Source organism: Vreelandella halophytica (assembly GCF_968193635.1).
In genome coordinates this window covers 2,170,960-2,193,537 of the sequence record NZ_OZ309107.1, presented here as the reverse complement: position 1 = coordinate 2,193,537, position 22,578 = coordinate 2,170,960, and the positions used below count along the sequence as shown (strand labels likewise).

The window sequence follows — 22,578 nt, the reverse complement described above, 5'->3', positions numbered from 1 at the left end:
CCGATGAGCCCTGGAGGGGCAATGGTTAAAAAATCCACAGCGCAGAGCAGCACGGTTGAAACGCCGCTTACTTCCCGGGGCGTGGCGCGCCGGGAGCGGCTTTTGGATGCCGCCCGGGACGTTTTTTTGGAGCAGGGCTATGCCGGGGCCAGCGTCAACGACGTCGTGGCCCGCGCCGGCGGCTCATTGGCCACGCTTTATAAGCAGTTCGGCAATAAAGAGGGGCTCTTTACCGCGGCGATGGAGCGCCATATCGAAACCGCCTGGGCGGTGCTGGAAGAGGGGCGCCGGGACCGTCAGGCGCCGGCGCAGGTACTGTTCGAGCTGGGCCGGCGCATGCTGATGCTGGTGTTCGACCCCGGCGTTATTCGTCTGGTGCGCGGTCTGGCCTTCGAGGCCGAGCGCGCCCCGGAGCTTGGCGAGCTTTTCTTGACCCGCGGCCCGGACCAGACCCGCCAGGCACTCGCCCGTTACTTGAGCGACCAGGTGGCCAGCGAAACCCTCGAGCTTGAAACCCCCCGGGAAGCGGCGGGGATCTTCATGGGCATGTTGATGGGGGAGTGGCACGTGGATGCATTACTGGGCCGAGACCTGGCGCTGGATGAGGCCCAGTGCAGCGCCCGAGCCCGGCGCTGCGTCACGATCTTTTTGGCCGGCGTTACGCGGGCCCCGGCGTCGTGACGGGCGAAGGTTCATAGCGGCCAAGCGGCTGGCCCATCTGCACCTTGGTTTCCGGCGGGTAGTCGCCGAAGGCGACCGGGTTTTCAAAGCACATCACCACCGTCGAGCCCAGCTTGAAAAGCCCCATTTCTTCCCCGCGCGCAAGCGTGACGGGGCGCTCGAAGCGGGTGCGCTGAGGCGTGCCCGCCAGCGGCGTAACCTGGCCGGACCACACGGTTTCGATGGCGGCGACCACCATGGCGCCAACCAGCACCATGGCAAACGCGCCCTCGGGGCTATCGAAAATGCACACCAGCCGCTCGTTGCGGGCGAACAGGTTCGGCACGTAGCGGGCGGTGGCCTGGTTGACCGAAAAGATACGCCCCGGCACGTAGATCATTTCGCGCAGCGTGCCGGTAGCGGGCATGTGCACCCGGTGATAGTCACTCGGTGAGAGATACACCGTGGCGAAGCTGCCGCCGGCGAACTCGGCGGCCAGCGCCGCGTCGCCCCCCAGCAGCGTCTGCGCCGAGTAGCGGTGGCCCTTGGCCTGAATCAGCTGGCCCTCTTCGATCACACCGTGGCGCGAAAGCGCGCCGTCCGCCGGGCTCAAAAGGCCCTCGCCCAGCGGCCGGGCATCCGCCTTCAAGGCGCGGGTGAAGAACGCGTTGAAGTGTTTGTAAGCGGTAGGGTCTGGCTCCAGCGCCTCGCGCATATCCACGCCGAAGCGTTTGATGAACGCCTTGATCAGCATGTTTTTGAGCCACGGCACGTCGCTTTGCGCAAACCAGCCGGTCAAGCGCGAAATGCCGTGATGGGGCAGCGGGTACTGAATCAGTGAAAAAGCTTTTTGAAATAGCGACACGTTGGTTACTTTTGGTCAAGGAAAGCCCGCAGGGGCGTTATTTTTCGATCGGCGTATCGTCGCGATTGCCCCACTCACCCCAGGAGCCCGCGTAGCCGCGAATGTTGAAACCAAGCGCTTTGCCCACAAGCCAGGTAAAGCTACTGCGATGGTGGCTTTGGCAGTGGGTGGCGACTTCCATGTCCGGGGTCAGGCCCATGGCCTGGAGCTCGGTGACAAGCTCCGCGTAGTCGCGAATGCGCAGCGCCCGCTCATGGTCCATGGCATTGACCCAGTCCATGTTCACCGCGCCCGGAATGTGGCCCAGGTGCTTGTTGTTACCTTTTTCGCCGGCATACTCCGCCGGCGAGCGGGCATCCCACACGGCAAACCCGCGGTCGTCGAGCTTCTCCTTGATCTCATCCGCCGTAATCAGCGCCTGGGGGTTGAGCACCTCGGCGTGGTAGTCGCTAGGGGTCGGCAGGGTCTGCTCGGTGTTCTCGGCAAGGCCCGCTTCGCGCCAGGCGTGAATGCCGCCGTTCAAGTAGGAGTAGCGGGTGTGGCCAAGATAATCCAGCGTCCATAAAAGCCTGGCCGCCCAGCCGCCGCCTTCGTCATCATAGGCCACGACGTGGGTGTTGCGGGTAAGCCCCAGGGCGCTTAAAAGCTTCGACAGAAAGTCGATGTCCGGCACGTCGTTGGGCACCGGGCCCTCGCCGCGTAACAGGTAGCGAAAATCCAGATACACCGCGCCGGGCACATGGCCCTGGCGGTAGCTGTCCGGGTTGGTCGGCACGTCGATGATCAAAAGCTCGGGGTGGCCTAGCTGGGCCTCCAGATCGGCGGGCTCGACGATCAGCGGTAACAGGTTGGCTTCGCTGGACGGGTGATCAGCACTCATGAACTGCTCCTTTCAATCAGGCGTTTAGGCGTTTTTTAAACGCTCAAACTATCGAGTATTCGCCGGTAGCTGGCAAAACGCTCGGAATGAATCTTGCCTTCCTCGACCGCGCCAAGTAAAGCGCAGCCCGGCTCCTGGCGATGGCGGCAATCGCGAAAGCGGCAGTAGCCGATGAACGGCCGGAACTCGATAAAGCCATCGGTCACTTCCTGCTCGGTCAGGTGCACCAGGCCAAACTCGCGGATGCCCGGGGAGTCGATCAGCTCGCCGTTTGCGACCTCGTCGCGGTCCATGGCGTAAAGCCTTGCGGTGGTGGTGGTATGGGTACCCTTGCGCGAATCCTCGGAGAGCGCCCCGATGCGAAGCGACTCATCCGGCAGCAGCAGGTCGATCAAGGAGGATTTGCCCACGCCGCTCTGACCCACGAACACCGAGGTGCGTCCTTCGAGCTGCTCACGAAGCGCTTCAAGGCCCGCTTCATTATCCGTGGTGGTGCGCACCACCGGGTAACCCAGGCGTTGGTAACGCTCTAGTAGCGCGCCCAGCTCGCCGCCATCGTCAGGCAGTAGATCGATCTTGTTGAGCACCAGCACCGGGGCGATGCCCGTGGCCTCAGCGGCGACCAGGTAGCGGTCGATCAGGTTGGGGCGCGGCGCGGGCTCGACCGCAAACACGATCAGAATCTGGTCGATGTTGGCGGCCACGGGTTTGAGCTGGCCGCGGGCGTCCGGGCGCTTCAAAACGCTATCGCGCTCCTCCCGCGCCACGACCACGCCGGAGCCCTCCTGGCCTGCCCGCCATATCACCCGGTCGCCGGTCACCAGGCCGTCCATATTGGCGCGCAGGTGGCAGCGCACCGGGGCGTTGTCGCTGTCGCGCACTTCCAGGGTGCGGCCAAAGTGGGCCATCACGCGCCCGGGCTGCTCCGCGCCGTATTCGCCGGCGGCCAGCTTCTGAGTGTCCTGAACTTCGCGCTTTTCGGCGCGCTCGGTACGCTCGGCCTGGATCTTCTCGACGCGCCAGCGCTGCTGGCGGCTTAATTTACGTTTGCTCATGACCACCTGATGCTCGGTACAATAGTCGTAGTGTACCTGTTAACGTTGCCCGGGTAACACAATCTTAAGTCACGCTATCTTAAGCCACCTTGCCCCGGCCCATTTGGAGAAATGCATGAGCGACACCACCGCCCCGAGAAGCGATCTGCTGGTTTGGATCGACCTGGAAATGACCGGTCTGGACCCGGAGAAAGAGCGCATCATCGAAGTCGCGACGCTGGTGACCGATGCGGACTTGAACGTCGTCGCGGAAGGCCCGGTGATCGCGGTCAGCCAGCCCGAAAGCCTGCTGGCGCAGATGGATGCCTGGAATCAGAAAACCCATGGCGAGTCCGGACTTGTGAACCGGGTTAAAAATAGCCCGGTCGATACCGCCAAGGCCGAGCGCGAAACCCTGGATTTTCTGAGCCGCTATGTCGAGCCCGGCACCTCGCCCATGTGCGGCAACAGCATCCACCAGGACCGGCGCTTTTTGGAGCGCGAAATGCCAGAACTGTGGGCGTTCTTCCATTACCGTAACCTGGATGTCTCGACGGTGAAGGAACTCGCCAAGCGCTGGAATCCGAAAGCCCTCGAGGGCTTTGGCAAGCAAAACGTGCACCTGGCGATGGACGATATCAAGGAGTCGATCGCCGAGCTTGCCCACTACCGTAAAACCTTCCTGCGCGGGCAAGACGACCCGGCTTAAACGGCGGTGGCGATACGCGCGCTGCGTTTACGGCGCTGCTCGTCGAGCGCCCAGGCCACGTGTTCGCGCACGAGCGCACTGGGGTAGGCGCGGCGCGCGTTGAGCGCGGCTTCTACCTCAGGGCTGTAGGGGGCATTACCCAGGCCCACGGCCAGGTTTCGCAGCCAGCGCTCGTAACCGATACGCCGGATCGCGCTACCCGCGGTCTTTTGCAGAAACTCCTCTTCGCCCCAGGCGAAAAGGCTCAAAAGCGAGGCGCGGTCCAGATCGTGGCGCGGCGCGAAGTCTTCCTCGGCGCTTGCCCGGGTAAAGCGCGTGAACGGGCATACCAGCTGGCAGTCGTCGCAGCCGTAGATGCGGTTGCCCATCGCCCGGCGGTATTCGACCGGGATCGCGCCGTGCAGTTCGATGGTGAGATACGAGATGCACTTGTTGGAATCGATGATCTTGTCATCGACGATAGCGCCGGTCGGGCAGGCGGTTTGGCAGGCGTTGCAGCGCCCGCAGTGCTCGGACTCGAACGGCGCATCGACGGGTAAAGGTAAATCGGTATAGAGCTCGCCAAGAAAGAATAGCGACCCGGCCTTGGGGTTCAATATCATGGCGTTTTTGCCGAACCAGCCAAGGCCTGCCTTTTGCGCCAGCGCCCGCTCCATCACCGGGGCGGAGTCCACGAACGCGCGGTAGCCGAAGGCGCCCACTTCCTGCTCGATCTTTTTGGCAAGGCTTGCCAGGCGCTTACGAATCAGCTTGTGGTAATCCCGCCCCAGGGCGTAGCGCGAGATATAGCCCAGGTGGCGCTTACTCAGCACTTTGGTGGTTTCGACTTCCGGGGGGAGGTAGTCCATGCGCGCGCTGATCACCCGCCGTGTGCCGGGCTCGAGCTCGGCCGGGCGGGTGCGCTTGGTGCCGTGTTTGGCCATGTAGCTCATCTCGCCCTGGTAGCCCTTGGCAAGCCACGCGTCGAGGTGCGCTTCGTGCTCGCCAAGCTCGGTATCGGTAATGCCGATCTGTTGAAAGCCGAGCTCACGCCCCCAGGTTTTGATCAACGCCGCCAGGCGTTCGAGCTCGTCATCAGAAAGTGAAAAAGCGGTGGAAGTCGCCATGGTTCGTCAACGTTGGTGCATAGGCGCGCTATGCTAACCCATTAGGCGGTATCACTACACGCACCCGGCGCTTACGAAGCGTCCTGGCATTTACTACCCAAGACCAAGGAGTTTTTGTGTCGACGCAACGCCCAACGCATCACCCGGCGCTGACCACTCAGGCGCTACGCCCGCTCTATAAAGCCGCCATGGTACGCGAGCTCGAGCGGCGCACCATGGCCGCGGGTATCGAGAGCTTTGCCTTGATGCAGCGCGCGGCTTCCAGTGCCTGGCACAGCTTCCGTTCGCGCTGGCCCCAGGCCAAAAGCGTGACCGTGATTTGTGGTAGCGGCAATAACGGCGGCGATGGGCACGTGCTGGCCGCCTTGGCCATGCAGTCCGGGCTCAAGGTGCAGCGTATTTCGACCCGCGCGCTCGAGTCCCTCGAACACGATGTTGGCCGGGCCGCCGAGCTTGCCAGCGCCGCGGGGGTCGGCTGCGAGCGCTACCGCGCCGGCATTCGTTTCGAGGGCGAGGTGATCGTCGACGCGTTGCTGGGCACCGGGCTTTCGCGGGAGGTAGAAGGCGAGGCGCTCTCGGTCATCAACGATATCAATCGCGCCGAGCAGCCGGTGCTGGCGCTGGACGTGCCGTCCGGGATCGCCGCCGATACCGGCGCCGCCCAGGGGGCAGCGGTGCAGGCGCACTGCACGGTCACCTTCATTGGCGATAAAATCGGTCTGCACACCGGCGACGCCCCGGCCTATACCGGCGAGATCGACTTTCGCCCACTGGGCGTCAAGGCTCAGGCGTTTTTCGATATCGTCCCCGCCGCCTGGCGGTTGGAAGAGAGCTGGCTGGCGCCGGCGTTCGCCCCGAGGCCCCGCGCCGGGCACAAGGGCCGCTTTGGCCACGTACTGGTAATGGGCGGCGCCCCGGGCTTTGGCGGCGCCGCGCTTTTGAGCTCCCAAACCGCCGCGCGGCTGGGGGCGGGCAAGGTGAGCCTGGCCACCGCCGCCGAACACGTTAGCGCAAGTCTGACGCGCTGCCCGGAAGTAATGGCTCGCGGCGTCTCCGGTGGCGCCGACGCTTGCGAGCTTGCCGAAGCGGCGGATGTCATCGTGATCGGGCCCGGCATGGGCGAGGGCGCCTGGGGTCAGGCCATGCTGCAAAGCGCGCTGCACACAGACAAGCCCCTGGTGGTCGACGCCGATGCGCTCAACCTGCTCGCCAAGCGCTGGCCAACGCTTGTCCGGGATAACTGGGTGCTCACGCCCCACCCGGGCGAGGCGGCCAGGCTTTTGAACTGCTCGGTGGCCGATGTTCAGTCCGATCGTCCGGAAGCCGCCCGGGCGCTGCAGCGTGCCCGGGGCGGCGGCGTCGTGCTCAAGGGCGCGGGGAGTCTGGTGGTCGGGCCCGGCGGCATGGTGGTATGCCCCTTTGGTAACCCGGGCATGGCCAGCGGCGGCATGGGCGATGCGCTCAGCGGCATGCTCGGTACGCTGGCCGCGCAGTTCGATGATCTCGAGCTTGCCACGCGTTTGGGCGTGATGGTGCACGCGCTCGCCGGTGACGCCGCTGCAAAAGAGCACGGTGAGCGTGGCTTGCTGGCCAGTGATCTGGCATCCTATGCACGCATTTTGATCAACCCGTGAAGGCATTCCATGCAAGTGCAGTTGAGTGATGAAGCCGCCCAGGTTGCGTTTGGTGAAGCGCTAGGGCGCGCGCTCGAAGGGCGCGGACGGGTCTATCTCGAAGGCGAGCTGGGCGCGGGCAAAACCACGCTCACCCGCGGTATTTTGCGCGCCTACGGCCATGAAGGGGCGGTTAAAAGCCCCACCTACACGCTGGTCGAGCCCTACGAGCTCGATAACCAGCGTGTCTATCATCTGGACCTTTACCGCCTTGGTGATCCGGAAGAGCTCGAGTTCATGGGCGGGCGCGATATTTTGAGCGACGAGGCGCTTTGCCTCATCGAGTGGCCCAGCCGGGGAGCCGGCTGGCTGCCCGCCGCCGATATCCGAGTCGAACTAAGCGTTGCCCGCCAGGGAAGAGCAGCAACGCTAACGCCGCAAAGCGAGTGGGGCCAGCAGGTGCTGGCGGCTTTGCAGGCTGTAACGTGATAAACCCTAGGGGAGTGGTGTGATTCAATGGATATGAGGGGCACATTTAAACGCCTGCTCGGCGCGGCCACGCTGAGCGTTTTGGCGCTGTCGGCCTCCGCCCAGGCGGCGGTGGTCGAAAGCATGCGCCTGTGGGCGGCGCCGGATCACGCCCGGCTGGTGTTCGATCTTTCCGGTGCAGCGACGGCGGACGTTTTTTCGCTGAGTAACCCGGACCGTCTGGTCATCGACCTGGACGACACCGAACTCGATACCGATGCCTCGACCCTGCCGCTTAGCGACAGCGCCATCGACGCCGTACGCACCGGCAGTCTCGAAGGCGGTGGGCTTAGAGTGGTGCTCGAACTCAATCGTGCGATTACCCCGCGCCACTTCACGCTTGCACCCAACGACCAGTACGGTCACCGCCTGGTAGTAGACTTGGAGTACCCTGGCGAAAGTGCGGTCGAAAACCCCATCGACCCGATCGAGGCGATGATTCGCGAGCAGGAGATCCAGGCCCAGCGCGTGACCGCCCAGGCCCAGGCGGCCGCACCGGAAGAGGCGCCGGTGGCCGAGCGTGCCCCCGCCGCCGTTCAGCCTGCCCAGCCACACCCCCAGCGCGATATCATTATCGCGGTGGACCCCGGTCACGGCGGCGAAGACCCCGGGGCGATCGGCCCTTCCGGGACGCGAGAGAAGGACATCGTGCTGGATATCGCCCGGCGGCTAGCCTCGGATATCAACGGCACGCGGGGCTTCAAGGCGGTGCTGACCCGGGACGGCGACTACTACCTGGGACTTCGCCAGCGCACCCAGCTCGCCCGGGAACAGAAGGCCGACTTCTTCGTCTCCATCCACGCCGACGCCTTCTCCAGCCCGCGGCCTCAGGGCAGCTCGGTATTTGCGCTCTCCCAGCGCGGCGCCACGTCGGAAACCGCCCAGTGGCTCGCCGATAGCGAAAATCGCTCGGACCTGATCGGTGGCGTGGATGGTTCGCTGTCGCTGCGGGACAAGGATCAGGTGCTGCGCGGCGTGCTTCTGGATTTGACCATGACCGCCACGCTCAACGATTCGCTATCCATCGGCGGTGAGGTGCTCGACCGGCTCGGCGGCATCAACCGGCTGCACAAGTCCCAGGTAGAGCAGGCGGGGTTCATGGTGCTCAAGTCACCGGACATTCCCTCGCTGCTCATCGAGACCGGCTTCGTCTCCAACCCGGACGAAGAGCGCCGCCTGCGCGACCCGTCCCATCAGCAGGCGCTGGCCCAGGCGATCTTCAGCGGGCTGCGTTCGCACTTCGAGCGCAACCCGCCTCCGGCAAGCCTTTTGGCCTGGCAGCGCGACAACCGCCGGGCGCCGTCGGGCAACGAGTACCGGATCCAGTCCGGCGACACGCTGTCCACGATCGCCGTTCGCCACGGCGTGCCGGTCAATCAGTTGAAACAGGCCAACGAGCTGAACGGCGACGTTATCCGTGTCGGCCAGGTGCTGCGCATTCCAAGCTCTTAAGCTCGGGCGAGCGGCGTAATTAACGAGAGGTAGTGAGTGTCTGATGTGAGCGAAACGACACGTATCCATGTGCTCGACCCCCGCCTGGCCAACCAGATTGCCGCCGGCGAGGTGGTCGAGCGGCCTTCGTCGGTCACCAAGGAGCTAATGGAGAACGCCATCGATGCGGGCAGCCGGCGTATCGAGGTAGAGGTCGAGCAGGGCGGCACCCGGCTAGTGCGGGTGCGTGATGACGGCGTGGGAATCAGCGAAGAGGATTTACCCTTGGCGCTGGCCCGCCACGCCACCAGCAAGATCGGAAGTCTCGAGGACCTGGAAGGCGTCAGCTCGCTGGGTTTTCGCGGCGAGGCGCTCGCCTCGATCAGCTCGGTGTCGCGGCTGGAGCTCGTTTCCAACGCAAGCGAAGACCCGACCCATGGGTTTCGCGTGGTCGCCGAAGGCCGCGGCATGGAGGCCCGCGTTGCACCGGCGCCGCACCCCAGGGGCACCAGCGTGGCGGTGCGCGACCTGTTCTTCAATACCCCGGCCCGGCGCAAGTTTCTGCGCACCGAGAAGACCGAGTTCGCCCATATCGAAGAGGCGTTTCGCCGCCAGGCGCTGTCGCGCTACGACGTGACCTGGGTGCTGCGCCACAATCAAAAGACCGTTCACCAATTGCCCGCCGGGGACGCCGCCGCGGCTCGGGAGCGGCGTATCGCCTCGCTGCTGGGCAAGAATTTCATCGAGCACGCCCGCTATATCGAACGCGAAGCCGGCGGTTTGCGGCTCAGCGGCTGGGTAGGCTTGCCGACCCACTCGCGCTCCCAGGCGGACCAGCAGTACTTTTTCGTCAACGGGCGCGTGGTGCGCGACCGGCTGGTCGCCCACGCGGTGCGCCAGGCCTACCGCGATGTGCTCTACAACGGCCGCCATCCGGTGTTCGTGCTCTATCTCGAGCTCGACCCGGACGTGGTCGATGTCAACGTTCACCCGACCAAGTACGAAGTGCGCTTTCGCGACGGGCGCATGGTCCACGACTTTCTCTACTCGAGCCTGCACCACTGCCTGGCGACCTCCAGGCCTACCGAAGAAGCCGAAGCGCCGGCGGGTGACGAAGCGGCGCCTTCCGAGGCGCCGGCCGCCAACGCCGAGCGCCAGCACGCGGCGGAGACAAACGACCCGTCGTCGGCACCGCGCTGGCAGCAGCAGGGCATGGCGCTGGGGGAAGGGCCGGCGCGTCATCCGGGCGCCGAGCGGGTGCGCCGCTTCATGCAGGGCTACCAGGCGCTTCACCCGGACCATGAAGAGAGCCTTTTGACCCCGCAAACCGCCTCCGGCGCGGCCGAGTCGAGCCGAGAAGTGCGCGAAGCGCCAGTGGCCATGCCCGAAGCGGACCCGACCAGCGCGCCGCCGCTCGGTTTTGCGCTGGGCCAGCTGCACGGTATCTATATTCTGGCGCAAAACGCCCAGGGGCTGGTGCTGGTCGATATGCACGCCGCCCATGAGCGTATCGTCTACGAGCGAATGAAAAATCAGCTGGCCGTGCAGGGCGTGGATACCCAGCCGCTTTTGGTGCCGGTGTCGCTGGCGGCCAGCCGCCAGGAGGCCGCCACCGCGGAAAGCGAGCAGGAGGCGATTGCCGCGCTGGGCCTGGAGCTCGACGTGGCAGGCCCGGAGACGCTTTTGGTGCGCCGGCTGCCGGCGCTTTTAGCCGGCGCCGATCCGGAAGGCCTGATTCGCGAAGTACTCGAAGAGCTTGCCAATTTTGGCCAGAGCTATCAGGTAGAGGCGCGGCTTCACGCGCTTTTATCGACCATGGCCTGCCATGGCAGCGTGCGCGCCAACCGTAAGCTGACCCTGGACGAAATGAACGCGCTCTTGCGCGACATGGAGCGTACCGAGCGAAGCGATCAGTGCAATCACGGCCGGCCCACCTGGACACAGATGAGCATGAAGGCCCTCGATAAGCTTTTCCTGCGCGGTCAATAGCCGCCCCCTCACGACGGAGCTTTGCGGCCATGGCCGACACACGCCCTTTGGCGATTTTTTTGATGGGCCCGACGGCGGCCGGCAAAACCGATACGGCGATCGCGCTGCACGAGCGCCTGGGCTGCGAGCTAATCAGTGTCGACTCCGCCATGGTGTACCGCGGCATGGACATCGGCAGCGCCAAGCCTTCCCCGCAGGAGCTTGCCCGAGCGCCACACCGCTTGATCGATATTCGGGATCCGGCGGACCCTTATTCGGCGGGCGATTTCCGCGAAGACGCGCTCCTGCAGATGCGGCAAATCAGCGCGGCGGGCAAGGTGCCGCTGCTGGTCGGCGGCACCATGCTCTATTACAAACGCCTGCTCGAAGGCGTGGCGGATCTACCCGCCGCAGATGAAACGGTACGCCAGGCGCTTGCCGAAAAGCGCGAGCAGGTAGGTCTTGCCGGTTTGCACGCCATGCTTGGCGAAGTCGACCCGGTGTCCGCGGCGCGTATTCACCCCAACGACCCCCAAAGGCTTTTACGCGCCTTGGAAGTGTACCGGGTCAGCGGGCGGCCGATGAGCGAGCTTTGGGCTGAGCAGCGCCCGGAAAACTTTCCTTACCGCACGTTGTCGATAGGACTTGCCCCTGCCGAGCGGCACGTATTGCACGAGCGAATCGCCCAGCGTTTCAAAACAATGTTGGCCGAGGGCTTGATAGATGAGGTCGCCGCCCTCAGAAAGCGGGGTGACTTGCACAAGGATCTCCCGTCAATGAAGAGCGTTGGCTATCGGCAAGTGTGGGAGTATCTGGACGGCGAGCTGGATGAAGCAGCACTTTGCGAGCGCGGTATCATTGCGACTCGCCAGCTCGCCAAACGCCAGCTAACGTGGTTACGTAGTTGGCCGGCGCTGAACTGGATCGATTCGACCACGCCAGCCCTCGACGATAAGGTGCTGAAATTCGTGCGCGAAAGCGGGGCTTAGCGTAAGATAGTGTTTTAGTAAGCATGTTTTTCGAGTGGCCCAGACGTTTTATAACACCAGGCCTTTCGGGCAATAAGATTGCGGTAGCGCCAAGCGCGCACCATTAAAAAACCACCCCTCAGACAGTTTAGGGAGAAGCAGCATGTCCAAAGGGCAGTCCCTTCAAGATCCGTACTTGAACATTTTGCGCAAGGAGCGCATTCCGGTTTCTATTTTCCTGGTCAACGGCATCAAGCTCCAGGGACAAATCGAGTCTTTCGACCAGTTTGTCATCCTGCTGCGCAATACCGTAAGCCAAATGGTCTATAAACACGCTATCTCCACCGTGGTGCCCTCGCGCAACGTGCGCCTGCCGGCCCAAGACCCGGCCGCCCCCGAAGCGGACCTCTAACATCGGTGGTTAGCCTGGAAAGCAAGAGGTATTGATTGTTTTTTGAACGCCCAGATGCCGGTGAAACGGCCGTCCTTGTTCACGTAGATTTCTTCGATGAGCAGGCACGTGAAGACCCGGGTGAGTTCCTGGAGCTCGTGCGCTCTGCAGGTGCAGAGCCTGCGACATTGCTCACGGCCAGCCGACAACGCCCTGACCCGCGCACCTTTATCGGTTCAGGCAAGTTGGAAGAGCTAAGAGCAATGCTCGCCGCGCACCAAGCCGAACTCGTGATCTTCAACCATGGTCTTGGCCCTTCCCAGGAGCGTAATCTCGAGAAAGAACTCAAGTGCCGCGTACTCGACCGTACCGGTCTGATTCTCGATATCTTCGCTCAGCGGGCCAGAACCCATGAGGGTAAGCTGCAGGTAGAGCTTGCCCAGCTCGAATACATGTCCACGCGCCTTGTACGCGGGTGGACCCACCTCGAACGTCAAAAAGGCGGTATCGGTCTTCGCGGCCCGGGTGAAACCCAGCTGGAAACCGACCGCCGCTTGCTGCGCGGGCGCATCAAGTCGATTCATAAGCGCCTGGATAAAGTGCGTAGCCAGCGGGACCAGAATCGCCGGGCCCGCTCCCGCGCCGAGATCCACAGTGTCTCGCTGGTCGGCTACACCAACGCCGGTAAGTCAACGCTCTTCAACGTGTTGACCGATGCTAAGGTGTACGCCGCCGATCAGCTTTTCGCAACGCTCGACCCCACGCTTCGCCGCGTCGAGGTAAACGATGTCGGGCCGATCGTGATGGCCGATACCGTGGGCTTCATTCGTCACCTGCCGCACAAACTCGTCGAGGCTTTTAGAGCAACGCTTCAGGAAGCCGCCGAGGCATCGCTTCTGATCCACGTAATCGATGCCGCCGACCCGGACCGCGAGCTCAATGTCGAGCAGGTGGACCGGGTGCTCAAGGAAATCGGCGCCGACGATGTCCCGGTGCTCAAGGTGATGAATAAAATCGACCGGCTCGACAGCGCCCCGCGCATCGAGCGTGACGGCCAGGGCCGCCCAGAGGTGGTCTGGCTCTCCGCTCAGCAGGGCCAAGGGCTTGATTTGCTGCACGAAGCACTCTCCGAGCGTCTTGCCAAAGACGTCATCGGCTTTTCGCTGACCCTTGCGCCAGAGCAGGGCAAGTTGAGAGCCGGGCTTCACGAGTTGAATGCCGTGCAAGAAGAAGCGTTTGATGAAAACGGCCACTCGGTGTTAGATGTTCGTTTGCCCCGGCGGGATTTCAATCAGTTGATGGCGCAGCTTGGTGAGCGCGCCAACACCTATTTACCGGAGTCGCTACAAGAGGGCGACGAGTGGTAGTGTATTGAAACCAACGCCACGCAAACGGCACAAGGACTACACAGCAATAATATTATAAGCACGGCGGCCTCGCTCTTACGCGGGGCCGCGTGCAGGTTAACCCCTTAGTGGAGACGAAGTATGGCCTGGAATGAGCCTGGTGGTGGCAACCAGCATGACCCCTGGAGCAGTGGTGGCCGGCGCGGCAACAATAGCGGCGGCGATCGCGGCAACGGTGATCGTGGTAATAACGGGGGCGGGGGAAACAACGGGGGCAATAACGGTGGCAACAATCAGGGCCCACCGGATCTCGACGAAGCACTCAAGAAGTTTCAAAACAAGCTTAACAACATGTTGGGCGGAAGCGGCAAAAAAAGCGGCGGCAACGGCGGTGGAAGCGGAAGCGGTAAGCCGCGTAACTCCTTTGCGCTGCCCGGCTTGCTGATCGTTTTGGCGCTGGCGATTTGGGCGGCCATGGGGTTTTACCTGGTGGATCAGTCCGAGCGCGGCGTCGTACTGCGCTTTGGCGAGTACCAGGGCATCGTCGACCCGGGCCTTCAATGGAATCCGCCGCTGATCGACGACGTGCGCATGGTCAACGTGACCCGCGTTCGTTCGGTCTCGCAGACCCAGTCGATGCTGACCCGGGATGAAAACATCGTCGAGGTCGAAATTTCCGCACAGTACCAGGTCTCCAACCCGCGGGATTTCGTGCTCAACGTGCGTAACCCGTCACTTTCGATCGAAAACGCGTTGGATTCGTCGCTGCGTCACGTAGTCGGCGGTACCGACATGATCGATATTCTGACCTCGGGCCGTGAGATTCTCGGCAGCTCCGTGGCCAGCCGTTTGCAGAGCTACCTCGACGCCTACGGCGCCGGTATTCGCCTGCAGACCATCAACATCGAATCCACCACTGCGCCGGCGCCCGTCATCGACGCCTTTGACGACGTGATTCGTGCCCGCGAGGATCGTCAGCGTACGATCAACGAAGGTATGGCCTACGCCAACGCGATCATTCCGGCAGCCCAAGGTCAGGCTCAACGTATCGTCGAACAGGGCCAAGGGTATCGCGAGTCCGTCGTGGCCGAAGCCCAGGGTCAGGCCAACCGCTTCAGTGCGCTGGTCGGCGAGTACCAAAACTCTCCCGAGATTATGCGTGAGCGTATGTACCTGGATGCAATCGAAGAGGTCTTCGGCAATACGCCCAAGGTCTTGCTGGATGTTAGCGAAAACGCACCTTTGATGTATCTGCCGCTGGATCAGCTGCGTGGTGGAAGCGGTACCAATCGCTCCGCCGGTAGCTCGAGCAGTAACGACGAGCAGCTCGACCCCTCCGTGGTCGAAACGCTGCGCAATACGCAAGGTGACAGCACGTCATCGTCGTCGAACAATGGCGCTATTCGCAGGGAGGGCCGCTAAATGATTAACAACCGATCCCTGCTGATCGTTGGCGGCCTGGCCGCCATCGCCTGGCTTGCCAGCAACACCCTTTACGTGGTGGACGAAACCGAGCGCGCGGTCAAGCTGCGCTTTGGTGAAGTGGTCGAGGAAAACATCCAGCCAGGCCTGCACGCGAAAATGCCGATCGCCCAGACGATTCGCAAGTTCGATACCCGCCTTTTGACGCTGGATACCGATACCAGCCGCTACCTGACCCTCGAGCAGAAAGCGGTGATCGTCGACTCCTACGTCAAGTGGCAGGTGGTCAACCCGACGCGCTACTACGAGGCGACCGCTGGCGACGAGATGATGGCGATTCGCCTGATCCAGCCGCGGGTAGACGAAAGCCTGCGTAACGAGTTCGGTCGCTTGAACCTGCAGGAAATCATCGCCGAGCGGCGTGACGACCTGATGATCGGCCCGACCGAAGAGCTCGATAGCCTCATGCGCGACGAACTCGGCGTGGCGGTGCGCGATATTCGTATCAAGCGCATCGACCTGCCCGAGGACGTCTCGGCAGCGGTCTTCCAGCGGATGCGCTCCGAGCGTGAACGCGAAGCCCGCGAGTGGCGCGCCCAGGGGCAGGAAGAGGCCGAGCGGATTCGCGCCAACGCCGACCGCCGCCGTCAGGTACTGCTGGCCCAGGCCAACGAGCGCTCGGAAACGCTGCGCGGTGAAGGCGACGCGGAAGCCGCGGCGATCTTCTCTAACGCCTACGGCCAGGATCAGGAGTTCTTCTCCTTCTGGCGCAGCCTGAACGCCTACCGCACAAGCTTTGCCGATGACGGCAACATGCTGGTGCTGGAGCCGGACAGCGATTTCTTCCGCTATATGCGCAGCCCCAACCCGGACTCCGGCAGCGGCGGCGAGGAAGACGACGGCGAATAAGCGCCGGATTTCGAGCTCCGCCGTTTGCTAAAGCGGCGGGGTTTCGCCGGCGGTTAAACGTGGTAGACTTAATTGAACCGGGCGTTCGCCCGGTTTTTTTGTGGCCCCCATTTGGCCCGGGTGCGTTGTGGGCGAAGGTTGTCAACAACGGCGTCATCGCGGCCTGGGCCTTCATCGTCTTGCAGGATTGTTCACATGACCATCGCTGACCGCTGGCTGCTGCCCGACGGCATGGATGAGGTGCTCCCGCCTCAGGCAAGCCGTATGGAAGAGCTGCGCCGTGCGCTGCTGGATCTCTATTACGTTTGGGGGTACGACCAAGTCATGCCGCCCCCCGTCGAGTTTCTGGACTCGCTTTTAACCGGTACCGGTACCGAGCTCGATCTGCAAACCTTCAAGCTGACCGATCAGCTGACGGGCCGCATGATGGGGGCCTCTGCCGACGTTACCCCTCAGGTGGCGCGCATGGACGCCCACTCGCTCAAACGCCAGGGGCCGGTTCGCCTTTGTTACTGCACCAACGTTTTGCGCGCCAAGGCCGACCAGCACCAGGGCGGGCGAAGCCCGGTTCAGGTCGGCGTCGAGCTCTTCGGCCACGCCGGCCTCGAAGCCGACAGCGAAATCATCCGCCTTGCGCTGGCCAGTCTCAGCGCCGCCGGTGCCCAGGAGCTTCACCTGGCGCTGGGTCATATCGGGATCTTTCGTAGCCTGGTCGAAGCGGCCGAGCTCAGCGCCGACCAGGAAGCGGCGGTGTTCGACGCGCTTGCGCTCAAATCGCCCGGCGAGCTCCAGGCCCGGGTGAGCGAGTGCGTCAGCGACCCGGTGCTTGGCGATATGCTATTGGCACTTGGCGAGCTGCACGGCGGCGCGGACATTTTGCGCCAGGCCCGCGAGCGCTTTGCCGGTGCTCCCGCCTCGGTGATCGCCGCGCTCGACCAATTAGAGGCGCTGAACAAAACGGTATTGGCGCAGTTCGATGTCTCGCTCTATTTCGATTTGGCGGAGCTTCGCGGCTATCAGTACCATACCGGTGTCATGTTTGCCGCCTACGTGCCCGGCTACGGCCACGCTCTGGCCAAGGGCGGGCGTTACGACGATACCGGCCGCGCTTTTGGCCGGGCGCGCCCGGCCACCGGCTTCTCCATGGATTTAAAGCAGTTGGCCTCGCTTGCTGCGGCGACCCCCGCCGCGGGTGCTATTTGGGCGCCGGCCCAGGAAAGCGCCACCCTGGATGCGGCCATCGACGCGCTACGCCAAAATGGCGAGCGCGTGATTCAAGCGCTGCCCGGCCAGCGTACTGAACCGGCGGAGCACGATTGTGATCGCCGCCTCGAGTTTATCGACGGCCGTTGGCAGACAACGGCCCTGACACAAGAGACGAGTGCATAATGGGTAAGAATGTCGTAGTCCTGGGTACCCAATGGGGTGACGAAGGCAAGGGTAAGATCGTTGACTTGCTCACCGAGTCGGCGGCGGCGGTCGTGCGCTTTCAAGGCGGCCATAACGCGGGCCACACCCTGGTGATCGACGGCGAAAAAACCGTTCTCCACCTGATTCCCTCCGGCGTTTTGCGCCCGGGCAAGACCTGCATTATCGGTAACGGCGTGGTGCTTTCTCCGGAAGCGCTGATCAAGGAGATCCGCGAGCTCGAAGACAGGGGCGTGCCGGTGCGCGAGCGTCTGCGCCTGTCGCCGGCTTGCCCGCTGATTCTGCCCTACCACGTGCGTCTGGACCAGGCGCGGGAAAAAGCCCGCGGGGTCGCCAAGATCGGCACCACCGGCCGTGGCATCGGTCCAGCTTACGAGGACAAGGTCGCGCGTCGGGGCCTGCGTCTGGGCGATATGCTCCATCGCGAGCGTTTCGCCTCCAAACTGGGTGAAGTGCTCGACTATCATAACTTCGTGCTGGTCAACTACCACGGCGAGCCCGCGGTAGATTTCCAGGAAGTGCTGGATAGCGCCATGCAGATGGCGGAAGAGCTGCGGCCCATGGTCGGCGACACCGTAAGCCAGGTGCACGATCTGCGTAAGGCCAACGAGAACATTCTGTTCGAAGGTGCTCAAGGCTCGCTTCTGGATATCGACCACGGCACCTATCCTTATGTGACCAGCTCCAACACCACCGCCGGCGGCACGGCCACCGGTTCCGGCGTTGGCCCGCTGTACCTGGACTATGTGCTGGGTATCACCAAGGCCTACACCACTCGCGTGGGCTCCGGGCCGTTTCCCACCGAGCTTTTCGATGATCACGGCCGCCACCTGGCGGAGAAAGGTCACGAGTTCGGCGCAACCACGGGCCGGGCGCGCCGCTGTGGCTGGTTCGACGCCGTCGCGCTGCGTCACGCGGTGCAAATCAACTCGGTGACCGGCATCTGTCTGACCAAGCTCGACGTGCTCGACGGGCTCGAGAACATTCGTGTCTGCGTGGGCTATCGTAGCAAGGATGGCGAAATGCTCGATAACCCGGTCGACTCGGAAGGCTACGAAGCCGTCGAGCCGGTCTACTTCGATCTGCCGGGCTGGAAAGAGTCGACCCTGGGCGCCAAGAGGGTCGAGGATCTTCCCACCAACGCCCGCGCTTACATCAGCTATCTGGAAGAGCAGGTCGGCACCAGCATCGATATCATCTCGACCGGCCCGGACCGCAACGAGACCATCGTACTGCGTAACCCCTTCGACGAATAAGCCGTTGGGCAATACCAGGCGCCTGGCGCTTAAAACGCCGCCGGTTTACCGGCGGCGTTTTACGTTCAAAAATCGATGCCGCGGCGGGCTTTCAGGCCGTTATTGAAGGCGTGGCGCGTCTCCTGCATTTCAGTGACGGTATCGGCCATCTCGACCAGCTCGCGGTGGGCATTGCGCCCGGTAATGATCACCGTCTGCTCTTGCGGGCGATTCTCGAGCGCCGTTTTTACCCGCTCGATCTCCAGATAGCCGAATTTCAGCATGTAGGTGATCTCGTCGAGCACGACCAGATACGTCTCGGGGTCGGCGAGCATGCGCTCGGCGTCTTCCCACACGGCCAGACACGCCTGGGTGTCGCTTTCGCGGTTTTGGGTGTCCCAGGTGAAACCGGTGGCCATGATGGCAACCTCGAGGTTCGTGTCATCTTCGAGCCGGTTGCGCTCGCCGCACTCCCAAAGTCCCTTGATGAACTGCACCACGCCCACCTTGTAGCCGTAGCCCAGCGCGCGGGTCACCGTGCCCCAGGCCGCGGTCGTCTTGCCTTTGCCGTTGCCAGTATTGACCAGAATCAGGCCGCGCTCTTCGTCGGCGTTGGCTACTTTCTCATCCACGCGGCTTTTGAGTTTCTCCATCGACGCCTTGTGGCGCTTCTCGCGATCGCTCATGCTTTTTCCTTACGTTGGGGGAGGCGCTGCATCAGGGTAATGGATTGCCTCGGGGTTGTGTATCGGGGTTGTATGTCGCAACCCGGGCCTGGCTGCTCTAGAATGGCAGGCTATGTCTCGTTAAGGAAAGCGTCATGCCCTCATTTGATATCGTCTCCGAATTCGACCGCCACGAAGCGACCAACGCGGTAGATCAAGCCAATCGGGAAATCACCTCGCGCTTTGACTTCAAGGGCGTCGATGCAAGCTTCACTCTCGAAGGCGAGGCCGTTGCCCTCGAAGCGGACGTGGATTTTCAGCTCAATCAGATGCTCGACGTGCTGCGCGCCCGCTTGATCGCCCGCGGCATCGACGCGCGCTGCATGGAGATCAAGGACCCGGTGCTTTCCGGCGTGAAAGCGCGCCAGGAAGTCGCGCTGAAGCAGGGCCTCGACGCGGCCCAAACCAAGGATATCGTCAAGCGCATCAAGGCAAGCAAGCTGAAGGTGCAGGCGCAGATCCAGGGGGAGAAAGTGCGCGTGACCGGTAAAAAACGCGACGATTTGCAGGGCGTCATGGCGCTTTTGCGAAGCGAAGAGGGGCCGGATCTGCCTCTGCAGTTCGATAACTTTCGCGACTGATGGATAGCGTTTCGTGGGGGCGCTTTGCGGTGCCCCGACAAGCGCCCCTCGTCTATACTGAGTGTTGATAAACCCGATATTTGATAAGCAAGTGTTTGATAAAAAGGAGCCTCGCACAATGTCCGACCCGCAGCCGGTTTATTTAAGCGACTACCAGCCGCCCGATTACAACGTTACCCATACCGAGCTGACGTTTGATCTTGACCCCGCTGCCACCCGTGTCAAAGCCCGCCTTTTTATCGAGCGCAACGAAAATGCCTCAAGCGATGCGCCGCTGGTGCTCGACGGCGAACAGCTAAAGCTCATCGCGCTTTCCATCGACGCCAACGCCCTGGCCGAGAGCGACTACGTGCTGACTGATAAGACGCTTTCGATCGCGAACGTGCCGGCGCGTTTTTGTCTGGAAAGCGAGGTCGAAATCGCCCCGCAGAGCAATACCGCCCTGGAAGGGCTTTACCAGTCCAGCGGTATGTACTGCACCCAGTGCGAGGCCGAGGGCTTTCGCCGTATTACCTTCTACCCGGACCGTCCGGACGTCATGGCCACCTTCAAGGTCACCGTCATTGGCGATAAAACCAGCGAGCCGGTGCTGCTCGCCAACGGCAACCCGGTCGACAAGGGCGACATCGATGGGCGCCACTTCGCTACCTGGGAAGACCCGCACCCCAAACCCTGCTACCTGTTCGCGCTGGTAGCGGGGGACCTGCAAAAGGTGACGGATCACTTTACGACCCTAAGCGGGCGTGAGGTAACGCTCGAAATCTGGGTAGAGCAGGCGAATCTGGACAAGACCGACCACGCCATGGCCTCGCTCAAGCGGTCGATGGCCTGGGACGAAGCCACCTACGGGCGCGAGTACGATCTGGATCTTTTCATGATCGTGGCGGTGAGCGATTTCAACATGGGTGCCATGGAGAACAAGGGGCTCAACATCTTCAACGCCGCTGCGGTACTGACCCACCCGGATACCGCGACGGACGCTACCTTCCAAAACGTCGAGGGTATCGTCGCCCACGAGTACTTCCATAACTGGTCGGGTAACCGCGTCACTTGTCGCGACTGGTTTCAGCTCTCGCTGAAAGAGGGCTTCACCGTCTTTCGCGACCAGTGCTTCTCGGCGGACACCAACTCGGCGCCGGTCAAGCGTATCCAGGACGTGTCGTTTTTCCGTACCGCGCAGTTTGCCGAGGACGCCGGACCCACCGCGCACCCGGTTCGCCCGGATCATTACATCGAGATCACCAACTTCTACACCCTGACCATTTACGAGAAGGGCGCGGAAGTCGTGCGGATGCTTTATAACCTGATCGGCGAGGAGGCCTTTCGCCAGGGGGCGGACCTTTACTTCGAGCGCTTCGACGGCCAGGCGGTCACCATCGAAGACTTCGTTGGCTGCATGGCCGAGGTGTCCGGGGCGAATCTCGACCAGTTCATGCGCTGGTACGGCCAAGCGGGTACCCCGGAGATCGATGCGTTTGGCGAGTACGACTACGTTCACGGCGAGTACCGTTTGACCCTTCGCCAACGTACCCCGGCAACGCCGGGCCAAACCGACAAGCAGCCGCTGCACATTCCGGTGTTGATGGGGCTGGTGGGCACCAAGTCCGGCCAGGATTTGACCCTGACCCTCGATGGCGAGTCGCTCGGCAAGGAAGGGGTCGTCCACCTGACCGAGAACGAGCAGACGTTTGTGTTCAGCAACGTGGCCGAGGCCCCGGTGCCGTCGCTTTTGCGCAACTTCTCGGCCCCGGTCACGCTTCACTACCCGTACTCCCGCGAGGATCTCGCTTTCTTGTTGACCCACGACAGCGATGGCTTCAACCGCTGGGATGCAGGCCAGCGCCTGTCGATGCTGGCGCTGGACGATTTGATCGCCGCGCACCGCAACGGAGTCGAAAAGGTCATGGACAGCCGAGTCATCGAGGCCTTTAGAGCGCTGGTGGCCGGTGAAATGGACGACAAGGCGGTGCTCGCCGAGATGCTGACGCTGCCGACCGAGGCCTATATCGCCGAGCAGCAGCGCATCGTCGATGTCGATGCCATTCATTCGGCCCGCGAGTTCATGCGCCAGTCGCTGGCAGTGGCGCTGCGCGATGAGTTCATCGCCACTTATGAAGCGAACGTGCTCGATGAGCCCTACGCGCCAAGCCCCGATCAGATCGCCACGCGCAGCCTCAAAAACGTCGCGCTTGCGTATCTGATGTCGATCGAAGACGAGCAGGGCATCGCGCTTTGCCAGGCGCAGTTCGAGGCGGGCCTCAACATGACCGACGTGCGCCAGGCGCTGACGCTTCTGGTACACAGCGACCGCGACGATTTGGCGGCGCCGGCGCTCAAGGCCTTTGGTGAAAAGTGGGCCCATGACGCGCTGGTCATGGATCAGTGGTTCACGGTGCAGGTCACGCGCCCGCAGCCCGATGTGCTCGAGCGGGTGCGGTATTTGATGGACCACCCGGCGTTTTCGATGAAAAATCCCAACAAGGTGCGCGCGCTGATCGGCGCGTTTACCCAAAACCGGGTCAACTTCCACCGCCTGGATGGCCAGGGCTATAGGCTTCTGGCCGATGCGGTGATCGAGCTCAACCGCTTGAACCCGGAAATTGCCGCACGACTGGTCACGCCGCTGACGCGCTGGCAGCGTTTCGACGAAACCCGCCAAGCGCTGATGCGTGACGAGCTAACAAGAATCAGCAAAGAGCCGCTCTCTTCCAACGTGTTCGAGGTCGTCGACAAAGCGCTGGCTTGAGGGTGCGGAACAACCATGGAAAGGAAAACGCCG

At 62.7% G+C, this 22,578-nt stretch carries 20 protein-coding genes; 15 read left to right on the top strand and 5 right to left on the bottom strand.

Going from position 1 to position 22,578, the window contains the following annotated elements; all coding sequences use genetic code 11:
* Window positions 1–21 precede the first annotated feature (21 nt).
* The gene (locus ACWHXT_RS10315) at window positions 22–681 is read left to right on the top strand and encodes a TetR/AcrR family transcriptional regulator (RefSeq protein WP_447955762.1); all 660 of its coding nucleotides are present in this window, start codon (window positions 22–24) and stop codon (window positions 679–681) included.
* Here the strand turns inward: ACWHXT_RS10315 and asd are convergent.
* The 3 genes from asd to rsgA are packed head-to-tail and all read right to left on the bottom strand — an operon-like array spanning window position 659 to window position 3,460.
* A complete protein-coding gene (gene asd, locus ACWHXT_RS10310; protein WP_447955761.1) occupies window positions 659–1,525 on the bottom strand; it encodes an archaetidylserine decarboxylase in 867 nt (288 codons plus the stop codon). The genes ACWHXT_RS10315 and asd overlap by 23 nt on opposite strands.
* 37 nt (window positions 1,526–1,562) lie before the next feature.
* Window positions 1,563–2,405 (bottom strand): sulfurtransferase, encoded by an 843-nt coding sequence (locus tag ACWHXT_RS10305; RefSeq protein ID WP_447955760.1) that lies wholly within the window; start codon window positions 2,403–2,405, stop codon window positions 1,563–1,565.
* Window positions 2,406–2,440: 35 nt separating this feature from the next.
* The gene (rsgA, locus tag ACWHXT_RS10300) at window positions 2,441–3,460 is read right to left on the bottom strand and encodes a small ribosomal subunit biogenesis GTPase RsgA (protein ID WP_447955759.1); all 1,020 of its coding nucleotides are present in this window, start codon (window positions 3,458–3,460) and stop codon (window positions 2,441–2,443) included.
* Window positions 3,461–3,575: 115 nt separating this feature from the next.
* Here rsgA and orn point away from each other — a divergent pair, with 115 nt between their 5' ends.
* Window positions 3,576–4,148 (top strand): oligoribonuclease, encoded by a 573-nt coding sequence (gene orn / locus ACWHXT_RS10295; protein ID WP_447529089.1) that lies wholly within the window; start codon window positions 3,576–3,578, stop codon window positions 4,146–4,148.
* On the opposite strand, the gene queG is transcribed toward orn, so the two are convergent.
* Window positions 4,145–5,254 carry a tRNA epoxyqueuosine(34) reductase QueG gene (queG, locus tag ACWHXT_RS10290; protein ID WP_447529088.1) on the bottom strand — a complete coding sequence of 370 codons (1,110 nt, stop codon included), beginning with the start codon at window positions 5,252–5,254 and terminating at the stop codon, window positions 4,145–4,147. The two genes, orn and queG, sit on opposite strands and share 4 nt — an antisense overlap.
* A gap of 188 nt (window positions 5,255–5,442) precedes the next feature.
* On the opposite strand from queG, the gene ACWHXT_RS10285 reads away from it, so the two are divergent.
* The 11 genes from ACWHXT_RS10285 to ACWHXT_RS10235 all read left to right on the top strand — a co-directional run bounded on the left by ACWHXT_RS10285 (window position 5,443) and on the right by ACWHXT_RS10235 (window position 18,514).
* Window positions 5,443–6,888, top strand: coding sequence for an NAD(P)H-hydrate dehydratase (locus ACWHXT_RS10285; RefSeq protein WP_447958028.1), 1,446 nt, complete (start codon window positions 5,443–5,445; stop codon window positions 6,886–6,888).
* A gap of 9 nt (window positions 6,889–6,897) precedes the next feature.
* Window positions 6,898–7,356, top strand: coding sequence for a tRNA (adenosine(37)-N6)-threonylcarbamoyltransferase complex ATPase subunit type 1 TsaE (gene tsaE / locus ACWHXT_RS10280; protein ID WP_447955758.1), 459 nt, complete (start codon window positions 6,898–6,900; stop codon window positions 7,354–7,356).
* Window positions 7,357–7,389: 33 nt separating this feature from the next.
* A complete protein-coding gene (locus tag ACWHXT_RS10275) occupies window positions 7,390–8,847 on the top strand; it encodes an N-acetylmuramoyl-L-alanine amidase (RefSeq protein WP_447929139.1) in 1,458 nt (485 codons plus the stop codon).
* Window positions 8,848–8,892: 45 nt separating this feature from the next.
* Window positions 8,893–10,815, top strand: coding sequence for a DNA mismatch repair endonuclease MutL (mutL, locus tag ACWHXT_RS10270; protein WP_447955757.1), 1,923 nt, complete (start codon window positions 8,893–8,895; stop codon window positions 10,813–10,815).
* A 29-nt stretch (window positions 10,816–10,844) separates the two neighbouring features.
* Window positions 10,845–11,783 carry a tRNA (adenosine(37)-N6)-dimethylallyltransferase MiaA gene (gene miaA / locus ACWHXT_RS10265; protein ID WP_447955756.1) on the top strand — a complete coding sequence of 313 codons (939 nt, stop codon included), beginning with the start codon at window positions 10,845–10,847 and terminating at the stop codon, window positions 11,781–11,783.
* Between the two features lie 142 nt (window positions 11,784–11,925).
* Window positions 11,926–12,174, top strand: a complete 249-nt coding sequence (gene hfq / locus ACWHXT_RS10260) for an RNA chaperone Hfq (RefSeq protein WP_263584347.1) — start codon at window positions 11,926–11,928, stop codon at window positions 12,172–12,174.
* 35 nt (window positions 12,175–12,209) lie between these two features.
* A complete protein-coding gene (hflX, locus tag ACWHXT_RS10255) occupies window positions 12,210–13,520 on the top strand; it encodes a ribosome rescue GTPase HflX (protein WP_447926249.1) in 1,311 nt (436 codons plus the stop codon).
* A gap of 120 nt (window positions 13,521–13,640) precedes the next feature.
* On the top strand, window positions 13,641–14,921 hold the full coding sequence (hflK, locus tag ACWHXT_RS10250; RefSeq protein ID WP_447955755.1) for an FtsH protease activity modulator HflK: 1,281 nt from the start codon (window positions 13,641–13,643) through the stop codon (window positions 14,919–14,921).
* On the top strand, window positions 14,922–15,830 hold the full coding sequence (hflC, locus tag ACWHXT_RS10245; protein ID WP_447926247.1) for a protease modulator HflC: 909 nt from the start codon (window positions 14,922–14,924) through the stop codon (window positions 15,828–15,830).
* Between the two features lie 195 nt (window positions 15,831–16,025).
* Window positions 16,026–17,219, top strand: a complete 1,194-nt coding sequence (locus ACWHXT_RS10240; protein ID WP_447926246.1) for an ATP phosphoribosyltransferase regulatory subunit — start codon at window positions 16,026–16,028, stop codon at window positions 17,217–17,219.
* Window positions 17,219–18,514 carry an adenylosuccinate synthase gene (locus ACWHXT_RS10235; RefSeq protein WP_447955754.1) on the top strand — a complete coding sequence of 432 codons (1,296 nt, stop codon included), beginning with the start codon at window positions 17,219–17,221 and terminating at the stop codon, window positions 18,512–18,514. The genes ACWHXT_RS10240 and ACWHXT_RS10235 overlap by 1 nt, the downstream gene beginning before the upstream one ends.
* Before the next feature lie 65 nt (window positions 18,515–18,579).
* On the opposite strand, the gene cobO is transcribed toward ACWHXT_RS10235, so the two are convergent.
* The gene (gene cobO, locus ACWHXT_RS10230) at window positions 18,580–19,179 is read right to left on the bottom strand and encodes a cob(I)yrinic acid a,c-diamide adenosyltransferase (protein WP_447955753.1); all 600 of its coding nucleotides are present in this window, start codon (window positions 19,177–19,179) and stop codon (window positions 18,580–18,582) included.
* A 134-nt stretch (window positions 19,180–19,313) separates the two neighbouring features.
* On the opposite strand from cobO, the gene ACWHXT_RS10225 reads away from it, so the two are divergent.
* Together ACWHXT_RS10225 and pepN are read left to right on the top strand one after the other, a co-directional pair.
* Complete coding sequence (locus tag ACWHXT_RS10225) at window positions 19,314–19,799, top strand: YajQ family cyclic di-GMP-binding protein (RefSeq protein WP_447955752.1); 486 nt, start codon at window positions 19,314–19,316, stop codon at window positions 19,797–19,799.
* Between the two features lie 118 nt (window positions 19,800–19,917).
* The gene (gene pepN, locus ACWHXT_RS10220; protein ID WP_447955751.1) at window positions 19,918–22,545 is read left to right on the top strand and encodes an aminopeptidase N; all 2,628 of its coding nucleotides are present in this window, start codon (window positions 19,918–19,920) and stop codon (window positions 22,543–22,545) included.
* Window positions 22,546–22,578: the final 33 nt, after the last annotated feature.